This window comes from Stenotrophomonas sp. SAU14A_NAIMI4_8, from assembly GCF_003086695.1.
Lineage (GTDB): Bacteria > Pseudomonadota > Gammaproteobacteria > Xanthomonadales > Xanthomonadaceae > Stenotrophomonas.
In genome coordinates this window covers 718,904-736,322 of record NZ_CP025999.1, presented here as the reverse complement: position 1 = coordinate 736,322, position 17,419 = coordinate 718,904, and the positions used below count along the sequence as shown (strand labels likewise).

The 17,419-nt window shown below is 69.4% G+C and carries 12 protein-coding genes; all 12 read right to left on the bottom strand.

Annotated elements, in window-relative coordinates; translation table 11 throughout:
• Nucleotides 1–147: 147 nt before the first annotated feature.
• Complete coding sequence (bcsZ, locus tag C1930_RS03200) at nt 148–1,281, bottom strand: cellulose synthase complex periplasmic endoglucanase BcsZ (protein ID WP_108771073.1); 1,134 nt, start codon at nt 1,279–1,281, stop codon at nt 148–150.
• Entirely contained in the window at nt 1,265–4,846 is a 3,582-nt protein-coding gene (gene bcsC, locus C1930_RS03195; protein WP_108771072.1) for a cellulose synthase complex outer membrane protein BcsC, read from the bottom strand. Before bcsC ends, bcsZ begins: the two co-directional genes overlap by 17 nt.
• Nucleotides 4,846–7,221, bottom strand: coding sequence for a cellulose biosynthesis cyclic di-GMP-binding regulatory protein BcsB (gene bcsB, locus C1930_RS03190; RefSeq protein ID WP_108771071.1), 2,376 nt, complete (start codon nt 7,219–7,221; stop codon nt 4,846–4,848). Before bcsB ends, bcsC begins: the two co-directional genes overlap by 1 nt.
• Nucleotides 7,218–9,845 carry a UDP-forming cellulose synthase catalytic subunit gene (gene bcsA, locus C1930_RS03185; protein ID WP_234412728.1) on the bottom strand — a complete coding sequence of 876 codons (2,628 nt, stop codon included), beginning with the start codon at nt 9,843–9,845 and terminating at the stop codon, nt 7,218–7,220. The genes bcsB and bcsA overlap by 4 nt, the downstream gene beginning before the upstream one ends.
• The gene (gene bcsQ / locus C1930_RS03180) at nt 9,842–10,600 is read right to left on the bottom strand and encodes a cellulose biosynthesis protein BcsQ (protein WP_108771070.1); all 759 of its coding nucleotides are present in this window, start codon (nt 10,598–10,600) and stop codon (nt 9,842–9,844) included. The genes bcsA and bcsQ overlap by 4 nt, the downstream gene beginning before the upstream one ends.
• Complete coding sequence (gene bcsR, locus C1930_RS03175; protein ID WP_108748486.1) at nt 10,597–10,773, bottom strand: cellulose biosynthesis protein BcsR; 177 nt, start codon at nt 10,771–10,773, stop codon at nt 10,597–10,599. Before bcsR ends, bcsQ begins: the two co-directional genes overlap by 4 nt.
• Nucleotides 10,773–12,401, bottom strand: coding sequence for a cellulose biosynthesis protein BcsG (gene bcsG, locus C1930_RS03170; RefSeq protein ID WP_108771069.1), 1,629 nt, complete (start codon nt 12,399–12,401; stop codon nt 10,773–10,775). Before bcsG ends, bcsR begins: the two co-directional genes overlap by 1 nt.
• Nucleotides 12,398–12,577 carry a cellulose biosynthesis protein BcsF gene (gene bcsF / locus C1930_RS03165; protein ID WP_108748484.1) on the bottom strand — a complete coding sequence of 60 codons (180 nt, stop codon included), beginning with the start codon at nt 12,575–12,577 and terminating at the stop codon, nt 12,398–12,400. Before bcsF ends, bcsG begins: the two co-directional genes overlap by 4 nt.
• Entirely contained in the window at nt 12,574–14,106 is a 1,533-nt protein-coding gene (locus tag C1930_RS03160; RefSeq protein WP_108771068.1) for a BcsE family c-di-GMP-binding protein, read from the bottom strand. Before C1930_RS03160 ends, bcsF begins: the two co-directional genes overlap by 4 nt.
• A gap of 201 nt (nt 14,107–14,307) precedes the next feature.
• Entirely contained in the window at nt 14,308–15,495 is a 1,188-nt protein-coding gene (gene pncB, locus C1930_RS03155) for a nicotinate phosphoribosyltransferase (RefSeq protein WP_108748482.1), read from the bottom strand.
• 72 nt (nt 15,496–15,567) lie between these two features.
• Nucleotides 15,568–16,407, bottom strand: coding sequence for a glycosyltransferase family 2 protein (locus tag C1930_RS03150; protein WP_108771067.1), 840 nt, complete (start codon nt 16,405–16,407; stop codon nt 15,568–15,570).
• The gene (locus tag C1930_RS03145; protein ID WP_108755380.1) at nt 16,404–17,258 is read right to left on the bottom strand and encodes a glycosyltransferase; all 855 of its coding nucleotides are present in this window, start codon (nt 17,256–17,258) and stop codon (nt 16,404–16,406) included. Before C1930_RS03145 ends, C1930_RS03150 begins: the two co-directional genes overlap by 4 nt.
• Nucleotides 17,259–17,419: the final 161 nt, after the last annotated feature.

Sequence of the window (17,419 nt, the reverse complement as noted above, 5' to 3'; positions counted from 1 at the left end):
AGCCCGTTGCTGCGCAACGGGATCCGACCCCGTCGGCTGTAGTTGGGGTCAGAGCCCGTTGCTGCGCAACGGGATCCGACCCCGTCGATTGCGGCTGGGGTCAGATCCCTTTGCAGCGCAAAGGGCTCTGACCCCGCGTTTGAACCACTACCAACGCGGCTGCATGCGGCCGTCGGCGGCGAAGCGCCAGCGCCCTTCCATCCAGCCGCGGCCGAACAGGGTAAGCATCTGCGTGTAATAGGCAGGCTCGGCGCTGCGTTGCTGTTCCGCCGTTGGCAGGCTGGCCATCAACGCCTGCACCTGCTGCGTTTCGCCCTGCGCCTGCAGATACGGCAGCAGCGCGGCACGGAACCCGTAGTTGCCTTCGCCCTGCCCTTGCCCGCTGCGGGTATCCACCTTTTCCCACATCGCGCCGCCGCTGCGCAGGCGCTGCAGCGGGCCAGACAGCACCTGCAGCTGCGGTCGGAACAGCGGGTCGCGCGCGGCGGTCATGCCTGCCCAGGCGTAACAGCGGATGGCATCGTAGCCGCCCACCGCGCCCTTCACCGGGTCCACCACGAACGCGCCCTTGCGCCAGGCCGCCCAATCCGGCGCAAAGCCGTGCGGGCTGGTCTGCTGCAGCAAGGCCACCGTGTTGCGGGCCAGCGCCTGCCACGGGCCCTGCTTATCCACGGCGGCGAAGCGCCGCAGCAGCGGCAACGGCAGATAGCTGGGATTGACCCGCGTGGCATCGTCTTCGATGAACCCCTGCGGGCCCGGCAGCAGCATCGGCCCCAGCCCGTCCAGTTCGACGATTTCGCGCGCACGGACCTGCGCCAGCATGCCGGCGGCGATCACCTGCAATGCCGGGCGCCGCCACAACCGCGCGCCTTCCAGCAGCGCGTAGGCCAGCCACACATCGGAATCGGAGGCGGGGTTGTCGTCCAGCACGCGCCAAGCGCCCTTGCCATCGCGCCCCCACAGCCAGGCCGGCAGGCGCGCGCCCATGTCACCGCCGGCCAGGTTGTCCTGGGTCCAGCCCAGCACCCGGTCGAACAAGGCCTGGTCGTTGTCCACCAGGGCAAAGAACAGTGCATAGGACTGCCCTTCGGACGTGGTGCGCTGGTCGTCCTGGCTGCGGTCGATCATGCGCCCGTCGCGGCTCAGGCTGCTGGCCTGCAGCACCTGCCAGGCCGGCCAGCGCGGCGCGGTCTGTGCCTGCGCGCCCACGTGGGCGAGCAGCGGCAGGGTCGCGGCCACCTGCAGCAGGCGGCGGCGCTGCGGATCAGCGGAATTCGCCATAGGGCACCAGCGGGGACACCGGCAACGGCAGGTTGCCCTGCCACGGCTCCAGCGTATAGCGCAGATAGAGCTGGAAGGTGTTCGGCGAGAAATCGCGGCTGCGCTGCAGCGTACCGGCCGCGCCCAGTACGAAGTGGTCGCCCAGGCGCCGTTCCACCGCCGCGTACAGGCGCGAGCCGGTACCGCTGCTGCGACCACTGCTGGTGTACAGGCCATCCGGGTCGAGCGTGAGCGGGCCGTACTGCGGCTCCAGCTGGGCGATCACCCGCTCGATCAGGGCCTGTTCGGGATAGCGGCTGATGGACGCGGTGCGCGCACTGGACACGCTGAAGGACGCATCTACGCGCAGCGACCAGTTGTCGCTGCGCCAGGCGAAGCTGGCGGGCAGGCTGAGCGAGGCGTAGCGCTGCGGGCTGTAGTAACCGCCCTGCCCCAGCGAATAACCGCCCAGGTCTTTCTGGTAACGCCAATACATGGCCGTGGTGCCCACGTCCAGGCGCATGTCCGGCCGCTGGATCAGCTTGTGGTACCACCCGGCCATCGCCCGCGCGCGGGTGTTGTCTTCCACGTTGCGGCCGGTCAGGCGGTGCCAGCTCCAGTTCGACCAGATGCCGTTGCGGCCACCTTCGTCGTAGCCCAGGCTGAAGGTCACGCCATTGGCGGTGACCCCGCCCCAGGCAATGCCACTGCGCGGATCCACCGCGCCGGCCTGGGACAGCAGTGAATTGGTCATCGGCCGGCGCGACACCGTGGCGCCCCAGCCCAGCCGGCCCAGGTCACCGTTCAAGGTGACTCCACCCAACCAGTTGCCCACCACGTAGTTGGACGGGGTGTGGCCCAGGTCGATGTTCCAGCGGTCGTCCAGCGTGCGCCAGCCCACCGCGAAACCGGCACCGGAATTGCGCCGCTGGTGCACGTAGCGGCTGCAACCTGGCGCGCGCAGCGCCGTGCCATCGGCCTGCAGCAGATCCAGATCGCAACTGCCAAAATCTTCGTCGAAGGTGCCATCGTCGCCAGTCTGGAACCGGCCCGCATCGAAGTGCACCTGCTCGATGCGCGCCCAACCCAGGCCACCGGCAAACGGTGCATCCAGATGGGCGATGCGGGTGTCACGCGAGAGCCGTGACAGGCCCGGCGTGCCGTCGCTGCGGCGGCCGGAATCCTGCATCACTGTCAGCGTCGGGTTCTGCTGCTGGTACAGCGTGTCCACATCGCTGCGCAGGCTGCTGCGCAGCCAATCATCGCCCTCGGTCTGGCGGCTGGCCAGGGTGAGCGCGCGGTTGTCGCGCGGCGCGGCCTGCGCCGGGGCCAGCAGGCCGTTGTCGGCCATCGCCTGGGCGTACATGTCCAGCGCTTGCTCGGGATCATCGGCGCGCACCAGCCGCGCCGCATCGCGCCAGGACTGCGCATCGGCTTCGGTCTTGCGCGCCAGCAGCCCGCGCAGGATCTGCAGCGCGCGCGCATTTTCATGCAGATCGGTCCAGATGCCGGCCAACTGCCGCTGCTGGCCCAGTGCATCGTCGGCCACCTGCGGTGGCGCGTCGTGCATCTGCTGGCGCGCACGCGGCAGATCGCCCTGCGCGATCCACGCCTGCACCTGGCCCAACTGGGCATCCACGTTGTCCGGTTGCGCGGCCAGCACCTGCTGGTAGTAATGCAGTGCCTGTGCCGCATCGCCGCGCAGGCGCGCCCATTCGGCCAGCAGCAGGTCGTTGTCGGCGCTGGGGGGTTGCTGCTGCAGCAATGCGATGGCTTCCGGCTCGCGGCCCTGCGCGCGCAGCTCCCACAGGTGTTCCACCAGTTGCTGCCGCTGCAGGCGCTGCGACAGCGCATGCATGTCATCGTCCCAGCGCTCGCGCGGCACGCTGTCCAGCACCGCCAGCGCCTGCGGCAGGCGGTCGCTGCCGGACAGGTACAAGGCCTGCGCATAGCGCGCTTCGCTGCTGTCATTGCGCGCGGCCATGTCGGCCACCACCGCATCGGCGTCGTCGTCGCGACCGGCGCTGCGCAGTTCATTGCCCAATGCATAGGCCAGCCACGCATCGCCGGGCAGTTCCTGGCGCAACTGCTGGCCCAGGCTTATTGCAGTGACGGCATCGCCGGCGGCCAGCGCCTGTTCGCGGCGCTCGCGCAGCCGGCTGATCTGCAGTTGCCGCAGATCTTCGGCATACAGCTTCTGCTGCGCGGCCGGCAGCGAATGAATGAAGCTTTCCAGCCGCTGCGGATCGGTGCGCCCGTACAACTGCACCAGCTTGCGGATCACATTGGCATCGCGCGGGGCGCGGCGCTGCGCGGCCAGCAGCAGGCGTTCGGCGCCGGCGTCGTCGCCACGGGCCACGGCCACGTCCACCAGCCCCAGCTGTGCATTGATCTCACCGGGTTGCTGGCGGCGCGCACGCTCGTACAGCGCCTGCGCCTGGTCCACGTTGCCACTGGCCAGTGCCGCTTCGGCCTGGTCCAGCAGCAGCCAGTAACGCGTACTGGCCAGCAGGTCGGTCCACTTGTCGGTGCTGTCACCGGCCGGCGTGGCCTGCACCGCACGCTGGAAATAGCTGATAGCCTGTTCGCGGCGCCCCTGCCGCATTACCGCCATGCCCAGGCCGCCCAGGAAATCGGCTTCGCGCGGATAGCCACGCAAGGCCTGCAGGAAGGCCCGCTCGGCCTCGGCATTGCGCTCGCGATCCAGCAACTGCTGGCCGCGCAGGCCGGCACGCCAGGCCGGGTCGCTCACCCGCTTGTGCTGGTCGGCATAGCGCTCGCGCACCAGCGCGATGTCATTGAAATTCGGATTGCGGGTGATGAAGGCCTGCAGCCGGCGTACGTTGGCATCATCGGCCGGCTGGTCCTGCAGGAAGTCCCATTCGGCGTCGGCGGCCAGCGTGCGCGCTTCGGGGTTGCGCCCCATGCGCTCGAGCGCGGCCAGCGCTTCGGCATCGCGGCCGGCGGCGAACAACAGCTGCGACAACGTCTGCAGCAGCGCGGTGTTGCCGGGGTAACTGCGATCCAGCGCGCTCAGCTCGCGGATCGCCAGCGCGCGGCCATCGGCCTGCGCGCCACGCAGGCGCCAGTACTCCAGGCCCAACTGCAGCCCGGGCGGATCGTCATTGAACAGGCGGCGATAGATCACCAGTGCTTCGTCGCTGCGGCCACCGGCGGCGAACAACCGCGCCTGCTGCAGGTCCTGCTGCAGATCGCCGCGGTAGGCCCGCCACAGGCGCTCGCCGGCGACCAGTTCGCGGCTGCCCGCCCCCAGCTGGCGCAGGCGCTGCAGGGTGGCATCGGCGTCGGCCATCTTCTGCTGCGACAGCTGCACTTCCAGGATCGCCAACAGCGTGCTGCGGTCATCCGGGGCCAGCATGCGCAGCCGCGCCAGTGCATCTTCGATCAGGCCCTGGCGGCCGCTGGCTTCGCCGATGCGCACCTGTTCCAACAGCCATTGCCGCTGCTCGGCCACCGTGCCGCCCGGCGTGGCCGGCAGCGCCTGCGCCTGGCACGCGCCAACGCCGGCCAGGCCCAGCAGGACCAGGCCGGAGGCGGCGACCAGCGGATGCCGCGCCCGTGCCATCAGTGGTCCGGGCCCAACCGCTTGGCAGCCACCCAGCGCAGCGTGCGCCACAGCAGGAAGGCGACCATCAGCACCACCACCGTGGCCAGCACCGCCAGCAACGCCGGGTGGTCGGCCAGGTGGTACCAGAGCAGCAACCACCACGGCAGCGAGCCGACGTAGTAGTGCTCGCCCACGAACTGGCTGTGGATGCCGGAGGTGCGCAGGATCGCCACCGAACCGGCGATGGCCTGGCGCTTGCCGGTGTCACTGAGCGCCTCGTCCAGCAGGCCGTAGTCGGCCGCGCCACTGGCCGCCAGCGAGACGATGCTGCGCTGCGCGTGGTGGGGCGACTGCAGGCCGACGATGGCGGCGAACGGTGCATCGGCGGTCACCGCCACTTCGGTCACCGCCGGGTCGCCCTGGCGGCTGCCACGGCGGGCCTGTTCCATCGCCTGCTGCGGCGACGGCGACTGGCCGTTCAACAGGCGCGTGCGCTGGGCGTCGATCAGCAGCGAAAGCTGGTCGCTGCCGCGCAGCTCATCGGGCAGTGCGCCCAGCATCAACAGGTCCGCATCCAACGTGCTGGCCTGCTTCCAATCGTTGGACAGGCGCAGCCCGTAGGCGGGGTAACCGGTCTGCACGCCCAGCCCGCCCACCAGGTTCAGCAGCAGGGTCGCCTGCGCTTCGCTGGTCTGCGCCGGCACCAGCACCACCGTTTCAGACAGATCGGCCATGCGGGTGAACGGGAAACCGCTGAGTGCGAACGCGGACAGGTCCGGCAGGCCCATGTAGTGGTGGAAGCCGGAGAAATCGATGGTCGAATCTTCTTCAATCGCCGCCTGCAGGTTCGGCGGCAGCACGGTCTGGCAATGGTCACGCTGGGCGCTGCCCATCACGCTGGCGAAGTTGAAATCGAAGCGCAGCTGGTTGCGGTCGCCCAGCTTCAACGACGGAATCAGCAGGCGCCCCGCGTCGGCACCGGCGTCACCGGCCAGTACCGGCAGGCGGATTTCTTCCAGGCCCTGCTTGCCGTTGCGGCGCACCAGCGGGAAGCTGGAAATGAACTGATCGTTGATGGCCACGCCCAACCGCGATTCGTCGCTGCCGAACGGCGGCGTGTAGCGGTAGCGCAGGTTCAGCGGAATGCCCTGGTTGCGCCAGATGAACAGATCCGGCGGCAGGTTGAGGTTGACCGTGATCGGCTGCGGAGCCACGCCGTTGGCATGCAGCTGCTGCGGGTAATCCAGCAGTTCACCCAGGCGCACGGCACGGTCGGTGCGCACCCAGTTGGGCGCGTCGTACGGCTTGCGCGGGGCCAGTGGCTTGATCTGGTCGATCGCCACCCGCTTGCCGCGGAACAGCACGTTGCCCGCCGCCATCGCCGCCACGGCCTTCTGCAGATCCTCGTCGTTGCGGCCCAGCACCAGCAGCAGCTTGCGCTGCGGATCGTCCGGCAGCGCCATCAGTTCCACCACCGGCCCCTGCACCGGCGCGTGGTTGGCGATCACCGGCGGGAACTTGCCGTTCACTGCCAGCACCACGGCATGGCCCTTGTCCGGCAGCGCACCGAAGCTGACCGGGAAGCGCGCCTGCCGCCACCAGCCGGCCAGGCTGCCGAAGTAGGACGCCATGATGGCGCCGACACGCTGCTGCGCCAGGGTCGGCGCGGTGCCGTAGACCACCGGCAGTTCCAGCCGCGCGGTGTCGCGCGGGTCGAAGAACGGCAGCGGGAAGTTGGCCAGATCGTCCTGCATGGCCAGCGGCTGGCCGCCCAGGCGCAGCGTGCTGTTGCTCGATACATTCACCCACAGCGAGCTGTGCGTGGGCTCTTCGCAGATATCGGTGTAGTGGCCGACGAACTCCAGCCGCACCTGGTTGAAATCGGCGATCAGCCGCGCGTCCAGCGGCAGCTTGGCCTGCACCGGGCGCCCCAGCTGGTCGTTGCTGATCGGCACCACGCCCATCATCGCGTCATTCAGATACACCCGCAGGTGCGACAGCGTCGGCAGCAGCGACGGCGACGGGGTGAAGCTCAGGTCCAGCTCGGCTTCGCGTGCCAGGCGATCGCGGCGCACCTGGAATTCCAGTGTGGTGGTGTTGCGCACGCCCGACAGCAGCACATCCTGGCGGCGGCCCAGCTCGGCAAACGTGCTTTCGCGCTGCCACGGCCAGGCGCTGCCCGCCCAGGTTTCGGCCTGCGCCGGTTCCGGCCGCGGCGCGGGCACCACGGCGGCATTCACCGGCGTGGGTACGGCCACCTGCGCCGGTGCGGTGTCAGGCGTGGACCCGGTGGTCGCGGGCAGGCGGGCCGGCGCGGGGGCACTGTTGCCCGAAGCAACCGGCAGGGCCAGCAGCGGCAGCAGCAGCCAGCGCAGAGGAGAGGAAATGCTCATGGACGAAGCCCTGGGTCAGCGGCTGGGTCAGCCGGGTGGGAGGGAAGCGGACGTTGCGGAGCGAAACTGGCCATCCAGCGCAGCAGGCGCCGGCTCCAGTGCACGGGCCGGTCGAGGTCGAACGGGGCGAAATCGCCCATCCGCCGGTAACCCCGCCAGCCCAGCACCAGCACGCTCCACAGGCTGCGCGGCAGGCTCTTGGGCTGGTAGCCGGCATGCCAGTCAAGCCAGGCATCGGCACGGGCGAAGGTGCACTGGGCGAATTCCACGCGCTGGCGTTCGCTGTCGAACTGCAGCAGCAGGCCCAGGCGGTGGCCCATGGTGCGCTGCACGCGTGCGGGGAACGCAAACTCACGGCGGCCACGGCCCAACAGCACGTGTACCCGCGCGCCTTCGGCCAGGCCGGGGTCGTTGCCCAGCTCCACGCCCACGCCGTCGTTGGAATAGTCCTGCAGCACGCCGCGCAGGCGGCGCCCATCGGGTACCTGCAGGGCCATCGGCAGGTGCGTGGTGACGCGGTGGGTGCGCCGCACCTGCTGCACTTCGGCGGCCACCGCCAGCGCACCGCCGATGATCAGCAGGTTGTACAGCACCCACAGCGAACTGACGATCACCGTGCCGCGCTCATCGGCCGGGCCGTGCATGAAGCGCCAGACCGCGAAGCACAGGCCGGCCACGTTCAGCAGCGCCAGCACCAGGTACGGCCGTGCCACGCGCCAGTCGAAGCGGTCACCATCCTGGGTGCCGCCCTTGTCGGTCACGTTGAACTTGCCGCGGCCGGGGCTGAACAAGGCCACCGTGGTGGGCCGCGCGATGTACCAGGCCAGCACGGTCTCGTACACCTCGCCCCAGAACGGGCGGCGGTATTTGCCCTGGATGCGCGCGTTGGTCAGGCTGGCATGGGCCATGTGCGGCACCACGAACAGCAGGATGGCCAGTGCCGGCGCATAGATGATGTAGACGTGCAGCAGCAGGAACGCCAGCGGCGCGGTCAGGAACACCAGGCGCGGAATGCCGGCCAGGAAGTGCAGCATGGCGTTGGCATAGCAGAACCGCTGGAACAGGCTCAGGCCCTTGCCGATCAGCGGATTGTCGATGCGGAAGATCTGCACCATGCCGCGTGCCCAGCGGATGCGCTGGTTCACGTGCGCGCCCAGGCTGTCGGTGGCCAGGCCCGCCGCCTGCGGAATGCGCAGGTAGGCCGAGTTCCAGCCATTGCGGTGCAGCCGCAGCGCGGTGTGCGCATCTTCGGTGACGGTTTCGGTGGCGAAGCCGCCAATGGCATCGATCGCCTCGCGGCGGATGACCGCGCACGAGCCGCAGAAGAAGGCGGCGTTCCACAGGTCGTTGCCGTCCTGCACCAGGCCGTAGAACAGCTCGCCTTCGTTGGGATCGCTGCGGAACACCTGCAGGTTGCGTTCGAACGGGTCGGCCGAGAAGAAGTGGTGCGGGGTCTGCACCAGCGCCAGTTTCGGGTCGCGACCGAACCAGCCGCAGGTGACCTGCAGGAACGAACGCACCGGCAGGTGGTCGCAGTCGAAGATGGCCACCAGCTCACCGTCGATCAGGGTCAGCGCATGGTTCAGGTTGCCGGCCTTGGCGTGGCGATTGTCGGTGCGGGTGATGTAGTTCACCCCGGTCTGTTCGGCAAATGCGCGGAATTCCTCGCGCTTACCGTCGTCCAGGATATGGATGCGCAGCTTGTCGGCCGGCCAGTCCAGGCCCATGGCGGCGTAGACCGTATGCCGCACCAGCGACAGGTCTTCGTTGTAGGTGGGAATGAGCACATCGACGGTGGGCCACTGCCGCACGTCGGCCGGCAGCGGCGCCGGGCGCCGTCGCAGGGGCCAGGCCACCTGCACGTAGCCCAGCATCAGCACCAGCCAGGAATAGGTTTCGGCGGCCAGCAGGATCAGGCCACAGACCAGGTCGAAGGTGCTGTTCCAGTTCAACGTGGCGGTGTAGCGCCACCACAGGTAACGGCAGGACACGGTGATCGACAGCACCACCAGCACCAGGGTGGCGTAGCGCCCCTGCATGCGCCGCACCAGCAAGGCGATGGCCCACAGCAGCAGCACGAACACGAACTGCGCCAGGTAGCTGAAGGGCTGGGTGACGCACAGCAGCGCCAGGCCCAGGGTGGCAACACCGATGGCGGCCGTCGCCCAGCGCCGCGCGCGCGGCGACAGGGCGCGCACGCGCTCGCCGGCCCAGGCCATGAACCGGCTGTTCCACACATCCTTGGGGGCATCGCGCATGGTGCGCAGGTAGCGCACGTGGCCGCGACCGGCCGCGCCGCGCAGTTCGGCGATGCGCTGCTGGCGTGCGCGCGCCAGCCGCTGCCGGCGCAGCGATCGGCGCGGCACCAGGCGCACCACCGACAGCCACAGCGCCTGCACCAGCAGACGGATCGGATCACCCGGGCGCCAGCGGCGGTCGCCCTGCAGCTGCGGGAACGCGGCACGCAGCCGCGGTGCCAGGCCCTGCCAGGCGGGTCCTTCCAGGCGCAGCAGCGCCCAGCCCAGGGCCTGCAGCAGCCACAGCACCGCGCGGGTCGGCCAGGCCGCATGCACGCGGTGGCGCAGCCGCCCCCAGTCCAGGTAATAGACCCGCTGGCTCATCATCGCCGGCCAGCCTCCGCCCGTTGCAGGCGCGCCGCTTCCGCCAGGCACCACAGGGCCAGCCCCTGCACATCGGCGGCGGCCAGCGAATCGGCTGCGTGCTGGCCCAACGGCTGCTTGCTGGCCAGCGCCGCCGGCACCTGCGCATCCTCGTGCAGCGGCTGCGGCAGCAGGCCGGCGCCATAGCTGTGCAGCCACAGCTGCATCAGGTCGCGCTGCACCTGCACGGCCGGGTCGTAGCGGTTCACCAGCAGGCGCCGGTCATCCTCGCGCTGGCGGTGCAGCTGCACGTGGCTGGCCGGGTCCACGCAGGCCAGCCGCAACGGCAGGCGGCACCCACCGTAGGAATTGATGGCCGCCACATGCGCGGGCAGGCGCTGCGGCAGATCGAACAGCACGCAGTCGAACTGTGCCGACAGCGTGGGCAGGCGCTCGGCCCAGGTCTGCGGCGCTGCCGCCAACGCGTGCTCCAGCTGCAGGGCTTCGCTGGCATCGACCTGGCCATAGGGCAGCACGGCCAGCCCGGGCGCGCAGGCAAATGCCGCCGCGCGCCAGTCGGCGCCGTCCAGCTGGGCGCGGGCCCAGCCGGCGCGCTCGCCGGCGGCCAGGCCCAGGTGCAGGCCCAGCATCTGGTCCGGACTCATTTCCACCAGCAGTACACGCTGGCCCTGCGCATACAGGGCCTGGCCCAGTGCCGCCAGCACCGTGGTCACCCCGGTGCCGCCGCGCACGCCCTGCAGTGACAGGGTCAACGTCATGGCAGGCGCTCCAGCTCGGCCAGCAGCGGCCAGCGCGCCAGTGCCTGGGCGCGTTCGTTGTTCGCGGAAAAATCCACGTACCGCATGTCCGGCATCGCCAGGCTGCGGCGCAGCAGGTCGATGTCGTCCTCTTCCACCGACAGGGTGGCAGGCACCGCCAGGATGTCGGCCATCAGCGCTTGTCCTCCGGGTAGGGGCTCCAGGTCTGGCTGCCCTGCAGCTGCAGCCACGGCTTGCCGTCGTAATCGATGACCTTGGCGCCTTCGTTTTCCGAAACCGAGGGGGTCTGCGGCAGGCCCTGCAGCAGGCTGTTCCAGTCCCGATCAGCCGGCGGCGACTGCGCATTCAACGCGTACACGCGCGACACCAGTTCGGAAATGGCGAGGAAACTGCTGGGTTCGGGCACGTGGCGCGGGCCACCGGCGGCCGGTGCGCCCATGCCGACCAGCTTCACCCCCACCGGCACATGGGTGATGGACGGGCTGGGAATCTCGCGCATGCCCGGAATCTGCATGCGATCGCCGTGCAGCGCTGCGCCGTGCTCGGGCACGACCACGATCATCGCGCGGCGCCCGCTCTTTTCCACCGCATCGACGAAACCGGCCATGTCGCCCAGCACCATGTTCGCGCGCGCCTTGTAATCGGCGGCGGCGGCACGGCCATCGGCGCCGACGATGCGGTTGCCGTCGTGCAGCGAGATGGTGTTGTAGAACAGGGCCACCTGCGGGCTGGATTCGGCCTGGCGCTGTTTCAGCCAGCCCATCAGCACGTCGCCATCGCGGCGCAGCGGCGACTTGTCGAACGCCACCAGCGCGCGCGGGAAGCCGCTGATATCCATCGGCTTGGCCTGCAGGCCACCGTAGCGCGACAGTTCACCGATGAAATCATCGAAGTGGCCGTCGTGGTTCATCGCCAGTTCGCTCTGGAAGCCCAGCCGCTGCAGGTTGGAGAACAACTGGCATTCGGCCGGCACCGGGTCGAACAGCGCGGTATGCGAGGTCTGGCCGCAGCTGGCGCGCAGCAGGCGGATCGCCGCCGGGCCGCTGTAGGCGGTGGCCGAATTGAAATCGTCGAACACCACGTCCATGTGGTCCAGCAGGTTGTTCTGGCGCAGGCCAACTTCATCCAGATCGCTCCAGGCCAGCGAGCAGATGTTGAGGATGATGACGTCGAACGGTGCACCGCTGGCCGGCGCCGGGAACGTGGTCTCCAGCGTGGCCTGCTGCTGGTAGAAGCTGGCCAGCCAGGCGTTGAGCGTATCGTTGCTGGCCGGTGCCAGCGCGCGCGTGGCTGCGCCGCCGGTGCCGGTGGCCGCCACGGCCTGCCCCTGCCCCCAACCCCAGCCCGCCGGCAATGGCAGGGCCAGCACGGCCATGCCGAGCATGCCCAGCACGCTCAGCGTGGTCACCCGCAGCCATGGTTTCAGCAGCACGTAGCCCACCACCAGCAGCGACAGCACCGCCACCATCTGCCAGTTGATGAAACGCTGCGCCAGTTCCAGCCAGTAGTCAGCGGAAAAATCGAGCACGCCCGGCTGCGCCAGCAGGCGCTGGAACGGCGGCCACCAGGTGTCCTGGTAATACAGGGCCACGCCCACCGGCACCGCCACCACCGTGCGCGCGATGCGCGCCCAGCGCCAGCGCAGCGGCACCAGCAGCGCGGCCAGGAACAGCAGGTTGGGCAGCAGCTTCAGGTTCAGCGCGCCCATCCAAGCCAGCGCCACCTTGGACAGGAAATACAGGTTCCAACCGCGCAGGTCGGCCCAGGCGAAGGGCGAAGCGGGCAACGGCTGTGGGCTCATGCAGGCCTCCGCGGTGCACGCTGGCGCACGCCCACGCGGCGCAGCTGGCGCGGCGGCAGCAGGCGCTGCACGGCGCGGCGTGCCATGCGCCAGAGCGCGCCCAGCATGGCGCCAAAGGGAATCATCAGTACCGCGCAGGCAACGATCAACGTCCACAGCTGCTGGTCGGTGGTCATGCATCCTCTCCCAGCCGCAGTGGCTTCGGTTCAGCAAACGTCGCCACCTGCACCGGCGCCGCCTCGGGCGTGGTGTCAGGGGGCGGCAACGGTTCGGTCTCGGGGTCGCTGCCGGTGGCATTCATCGAGGCCAGGTCGTACTCGGCCAGGCGCTGGTAGCCGTCGAACAGTTCGCGCCACGGCAGTCGGAATAGATTGGACAGCGCCTGCTCGATGGCATCGCGGCGACAGCCGAACAGGAACAGGCGCACCTGGCCGCGGTACACGCAGACCACGTCGCCCTGGCGACGGATGCGCAGCTGCTGCAGGGTCTGTTCGGCGCGCAGGCCGGCCACCGGCTGCAGCGCCAGCACCGCACTTTCCACGGCACTGCCATCCAGATCGATGCGCTCGCCGGCAATCTGGCGGAAGCGGGCAACGCTGACCAGGCCACTGATCGGCGGCGGCCGGTGCGAGCGGATCAGCGGTTCCGGGTCATCGGCCAGTTGCCCCTGCCAGCGCTGGCGCTGCACGGCATCGAGCAGGGTCAGCAGGCGCGGCAGCGGCGTGTGCGCCGGCACCACCAGGCTGCCGCCACACTGCAGCAGCAGGCGTTCGTCGGCATAGCGCAGGCAGGGCTGCAGCTCGCGCACCACCAGCTTCAGCGCATCGCCGCGCTCGCGGCGCAGGCGGTGCAGCAGACGCGCCAGTGCATCCACCTGCGCGTTTTCATTGATGGCCAGCACCACGGTGGCTTCGTTGGCGCGCAGCGCGGCAGGCATCAACCCCGCCCAGCCGTCGTACAGCTTCCACGCCGACGACAACGGCGGTGCGCCTTCCAGCACATCGGCCTGGGCCAGGAACAGATCACAGTCGCTGCCGCCATCGCCGGCCACGCTCACCGCGTCGGTCTGGTCATCGGCGATCCGCTGCAACTGGTTGCCCACCGCTTCCACCGCGAATGCCCGCTGAGCCACCACGCCATGGCTGTTGGCCCAGTAGTGCAGCAGCAGCTGCAGTGCGCCCCGGTGCGGGTGCAACTGGGCCACGCCCGCGCAGCTGCGGTTCAACGGCAGCAGGCGCGGCGCCAGGGTGGCCACTTCGCCGTGGCACAACAGCAGCAGCACTTGGCCGGCGCGCTGCGCCCACTGCTGCAGTTGCTGGCACCAGCGCGCCAGACGCGCATCGTCCCAGCCATCCAGCGCCGCCACCGGGAACTGCACGATGCTGAGCGCGGTGGCCGCCGACGAGGCGCGCGGCAGATCGCCTGGCAGGCTGCGCAGGGCCTGCTGCATGCCCGGATGCGAGCGCTGGAACAGGCGCACGCGTGCCGGCCCCTGGTCGGGCTGCAACAAGGCCAGCAGCGGTTCGACGGTACGCCCCAGGGTCACCAGCAGCGCTTCGTCCAGGTCGGCCGCAGCCGCCAACGTTCCCGCCCCGAGCAGATCGGCCGGCGCACTGCCGGCGGCCACGGCCCAGTACACGCCGCCCGGGCGCATCTCCACGAACTCGGCCGCGACGTCCGCAACGGCGAGCCGCGGCGGCGTCATGCCGGCATCCTTTCGACAACGATCTGTAGGTTCATGGGCGAACAGGCAGGAAAGAACTGCAGCGGAAACGGTGCAATTGATGACGCACGTCACAATTGCGTGGCAAGGACGGCATGATACCGTCGATCTTCACGCTTGCGGCATCAACACACAGTCAACACATCAACCTGACGCGCGCACCCGAAGGCACGCGCTGTTGCCTTACGCCGGTTCTGCGGGGGGAAGCTCGAACACCTGGCGCAGGTAAGCCAGGTAGCCAGGGTCGTCGCACATGCTCTTGCCCGGCGAATCGCTGAGCTTGGCCACCGGCTGGCCGTTGCAGCGGACCATCTTGATGACGATGTTGAGCGGGGTCGGGCCCAGATCGTTGGTCAGGTGCGTACCCACGCCGAAGGCCACCTGGCAGCGGCCACGGAAGTAATCGTACAGGCGCATGACCTTGGTGATGTCCAGGCCATCGCTGAACACCAGGACCTTGCTGCGGGCATCCACGCGGCGTTGCTGGAAGTGCGCCAGCATGCGGTCGCCCCAGTCGAACGGGTCGCCCGAATCGTGGCGCACGCCGTCGAACAGCTTGCAGAAGTACATGTCGAAGTCGCGCAGGAAGGCATCCAGCCCGACCACGTCGGACAGTGCAATGCCCAGGTCGCCGCGGTACTCGCGCGCCCACGATTCCAGCGCCGCCACCTGCGAATCGCGCAGGCGCGGCCCCAGTGCCTGGAAGGCCTGCAGGTATTCGTGGGCCATGGTGCCGTGCGGCGTCATGCCGTACAGGCGGGCGAAATGCACGTTGCTGGTGCCCACCAGCTGCGGGCCCAGCGCATCGCGCAGCAGCGGCAGCAGGCGTGCATGCCAGTCGCGCGAATAACGCCGGCGGCTGCCATAGTCGGCAATGCGGCACTGTTCGAAACCGGGGGTATCGCGCAGCAGCGCGGCCTTGGCCTGCAGGCGGCGCTCGCCTTCGGCGAAATCGGCTGTGGTGGTGTTGCGGAACCAGACTTCGTTGATGATCGCCAGCAGCGGCACTTCAAACAGGATGGTGTGCAGCCACGGCCCGGTGATGTCCAGGTCGATCTCGCCGGGTACGGTCTGCGACGGACGCAGGCGGATGTACTTGCGGTCCAGGTGGAACAGGCCGAGGAAATCGGCGAAGTCCGGCTTCACGAAGCGCAGGCCGCGCATGTAGTCCAGCTCGGCATCGGTGAAGCGCAGGCTGCACAGATGATCGATTTCCTCATCGATCTGTTCGATGTAGCGCGCCAGGTCGATACCGGGGTTGCGGCACTTGAACCGGTACTGCACCTGGGCGCTGGGGTACTGGTGCAGCACCGCCTGCATCATGGTGAACTTGTACAGGTCGGTGTCGAGCAGGGACTGGATGATGGCCATGGCGCCATTATGCGCCCGATCAGGTGAATCGCGTTCCCGTAATCGGGCGAATGCCCCGCTCCTACCCGGCGGTCAGAGCGCCTTGCGCAGCAACCGGGGTACCAGCAGCAGCGCATGCGCCCAGATCGCGCCCCATACCAGCCCGCGCACCGGCCACGAGCGCTGCTTCGCCTCGAACTTGCTGAAGTAGCGCCACAGGCCGCGATGCTTGTGCCATTCCACGAAGAACGGCCGCGAGCGGCTGGAGACCCCACGCACGTGGGTGACCTGCAGATCGTTGGCGATGGCCACTACCCCGCCGGCATCGCGCACGCGGCGGCACAGGTCCAGGTCTTCGGCATGCAGGCGGTACCCCGCATCCCAGCCACCGATGCGGTCGAACAGGGTGCGCGGCATCAGCAGCAGCGCGCCGGACAGGGCCGGCACCACCTGCAGCGTCTGCTGCGGATCACGCGGGATGGCCAGCCGGCCACCACGGCCCGGCGAGCGCAGCATGGCCAGGAAATCCGGATCGCGGCGGCGCACGGCATCGTCGGCCTGGCCCTGCTCGTCCACCTGTTCCACCCCCAGCAGCGCATCCCCCAGGCCTTCGGCGCGCGCGCGCAGCGCGGCCAGGGTATCGGGCTCGACCATCAGGTCCGGGTTGATGAAGGCCAGCCAGGGGCTGTGCGAATCGGCCACGCCCTGGTTGTTGGCCGCGGCGAAGCCGGGGTTGTCCGGATTGCCGATGAAGCGCACGCGCGCATCGTGGCTGGCATGGCGCTGGATGATGTCCAGCGTGTCGTCCAGCGAGCCGTTGTCGATGACGCGGATTTCGGCCACGTCCTGCGACTGGCGCAGCCGCGACAGGCAGGCATCGATGGTGCTGCCGCTCTGGTAGGTCACAACGATGGCGGCGATGGCGGACTTCAAGCGGGCGACTCCGGCGGCGATGGCTGCGCGAACAGGTCGCCCTGCCCGCGCGGCATTATCGCCTGCTGCAGCTGCTGTTGCAGATCCTGGCGCAACCCGTGCAGCGGGTCGTGCATCAGGAAATCGGCCAGCCGCGGCATCCAGCCGGGCCAGCGCGCGGCCAGCGCTTCCAGGTCGCCTTCGCGGCTGGGGGCTTCACCGGCGCGGCTGACGAAGGCGTTCTCGCACAGCACGTTGCGCCAGCCCAGACCGGCCATGCGCAGGCTCAGGTCGACCAGCGCGGCGTTCCAGCCCAGGTAGCTGTCCACGTCCAGGCCACCCGCGCGGCGGCGCGCGTTGCCGCGCACCAGCACCGCATGGGTTACCGCCGAGGGCAGTTCGGGGTGCAGGCTGGGCAACGCGGCGCAGGTATGGGCCAGCAGGGCCGGGTCAGCAGGCTCCGGATTGATCTCGCCCAGCCGCGGCCAGGCGGCGGTTTCGCCGGCGTTGCACCAGGGTGTGGCGGTGGCAATGGCGGCATCGCGGGCGAAGCAGGCCTGCAGCTGTTGCAGCCAACCGGGCGCTGGCACGCAGTCGGGTGCGAGCACGGCCACATCCAGCCCTTCGCAGGCACGCAGCATTTCATCCAGGTGGGCCACTTCGCCCAGCGGTCGCGCGCGGCGGGTGTATTCGGCCTGCAGCGGTGTATGCGCCAGCCAGTGTTCGACCACGGCCTGCGCACGCGGCCCGGCCTGTGCATCGTCGGCCAACCAGACGGCGGTACCGGGTGCGGTACCGGCATCCAGCGCGGCCAGGCAGCGGTCCAGTACGGCATCGTCCACGCCCAGCGGCAACAACACGATCGCCCCCATCCCGCCTCCGTGGTTGTCGTTGGGCGAAGGGTAGCACTGGCCGGGTTGCACCCGGCACCCGCAGAAGCCAGAGCCGGAGCAACAGCAACAGCGGGCGATCCGTGGGTTGGCGGGGTGGGTCCGGTTGCGGGGGACGCCGCAAGTACGTCCCTGTAGGCTTG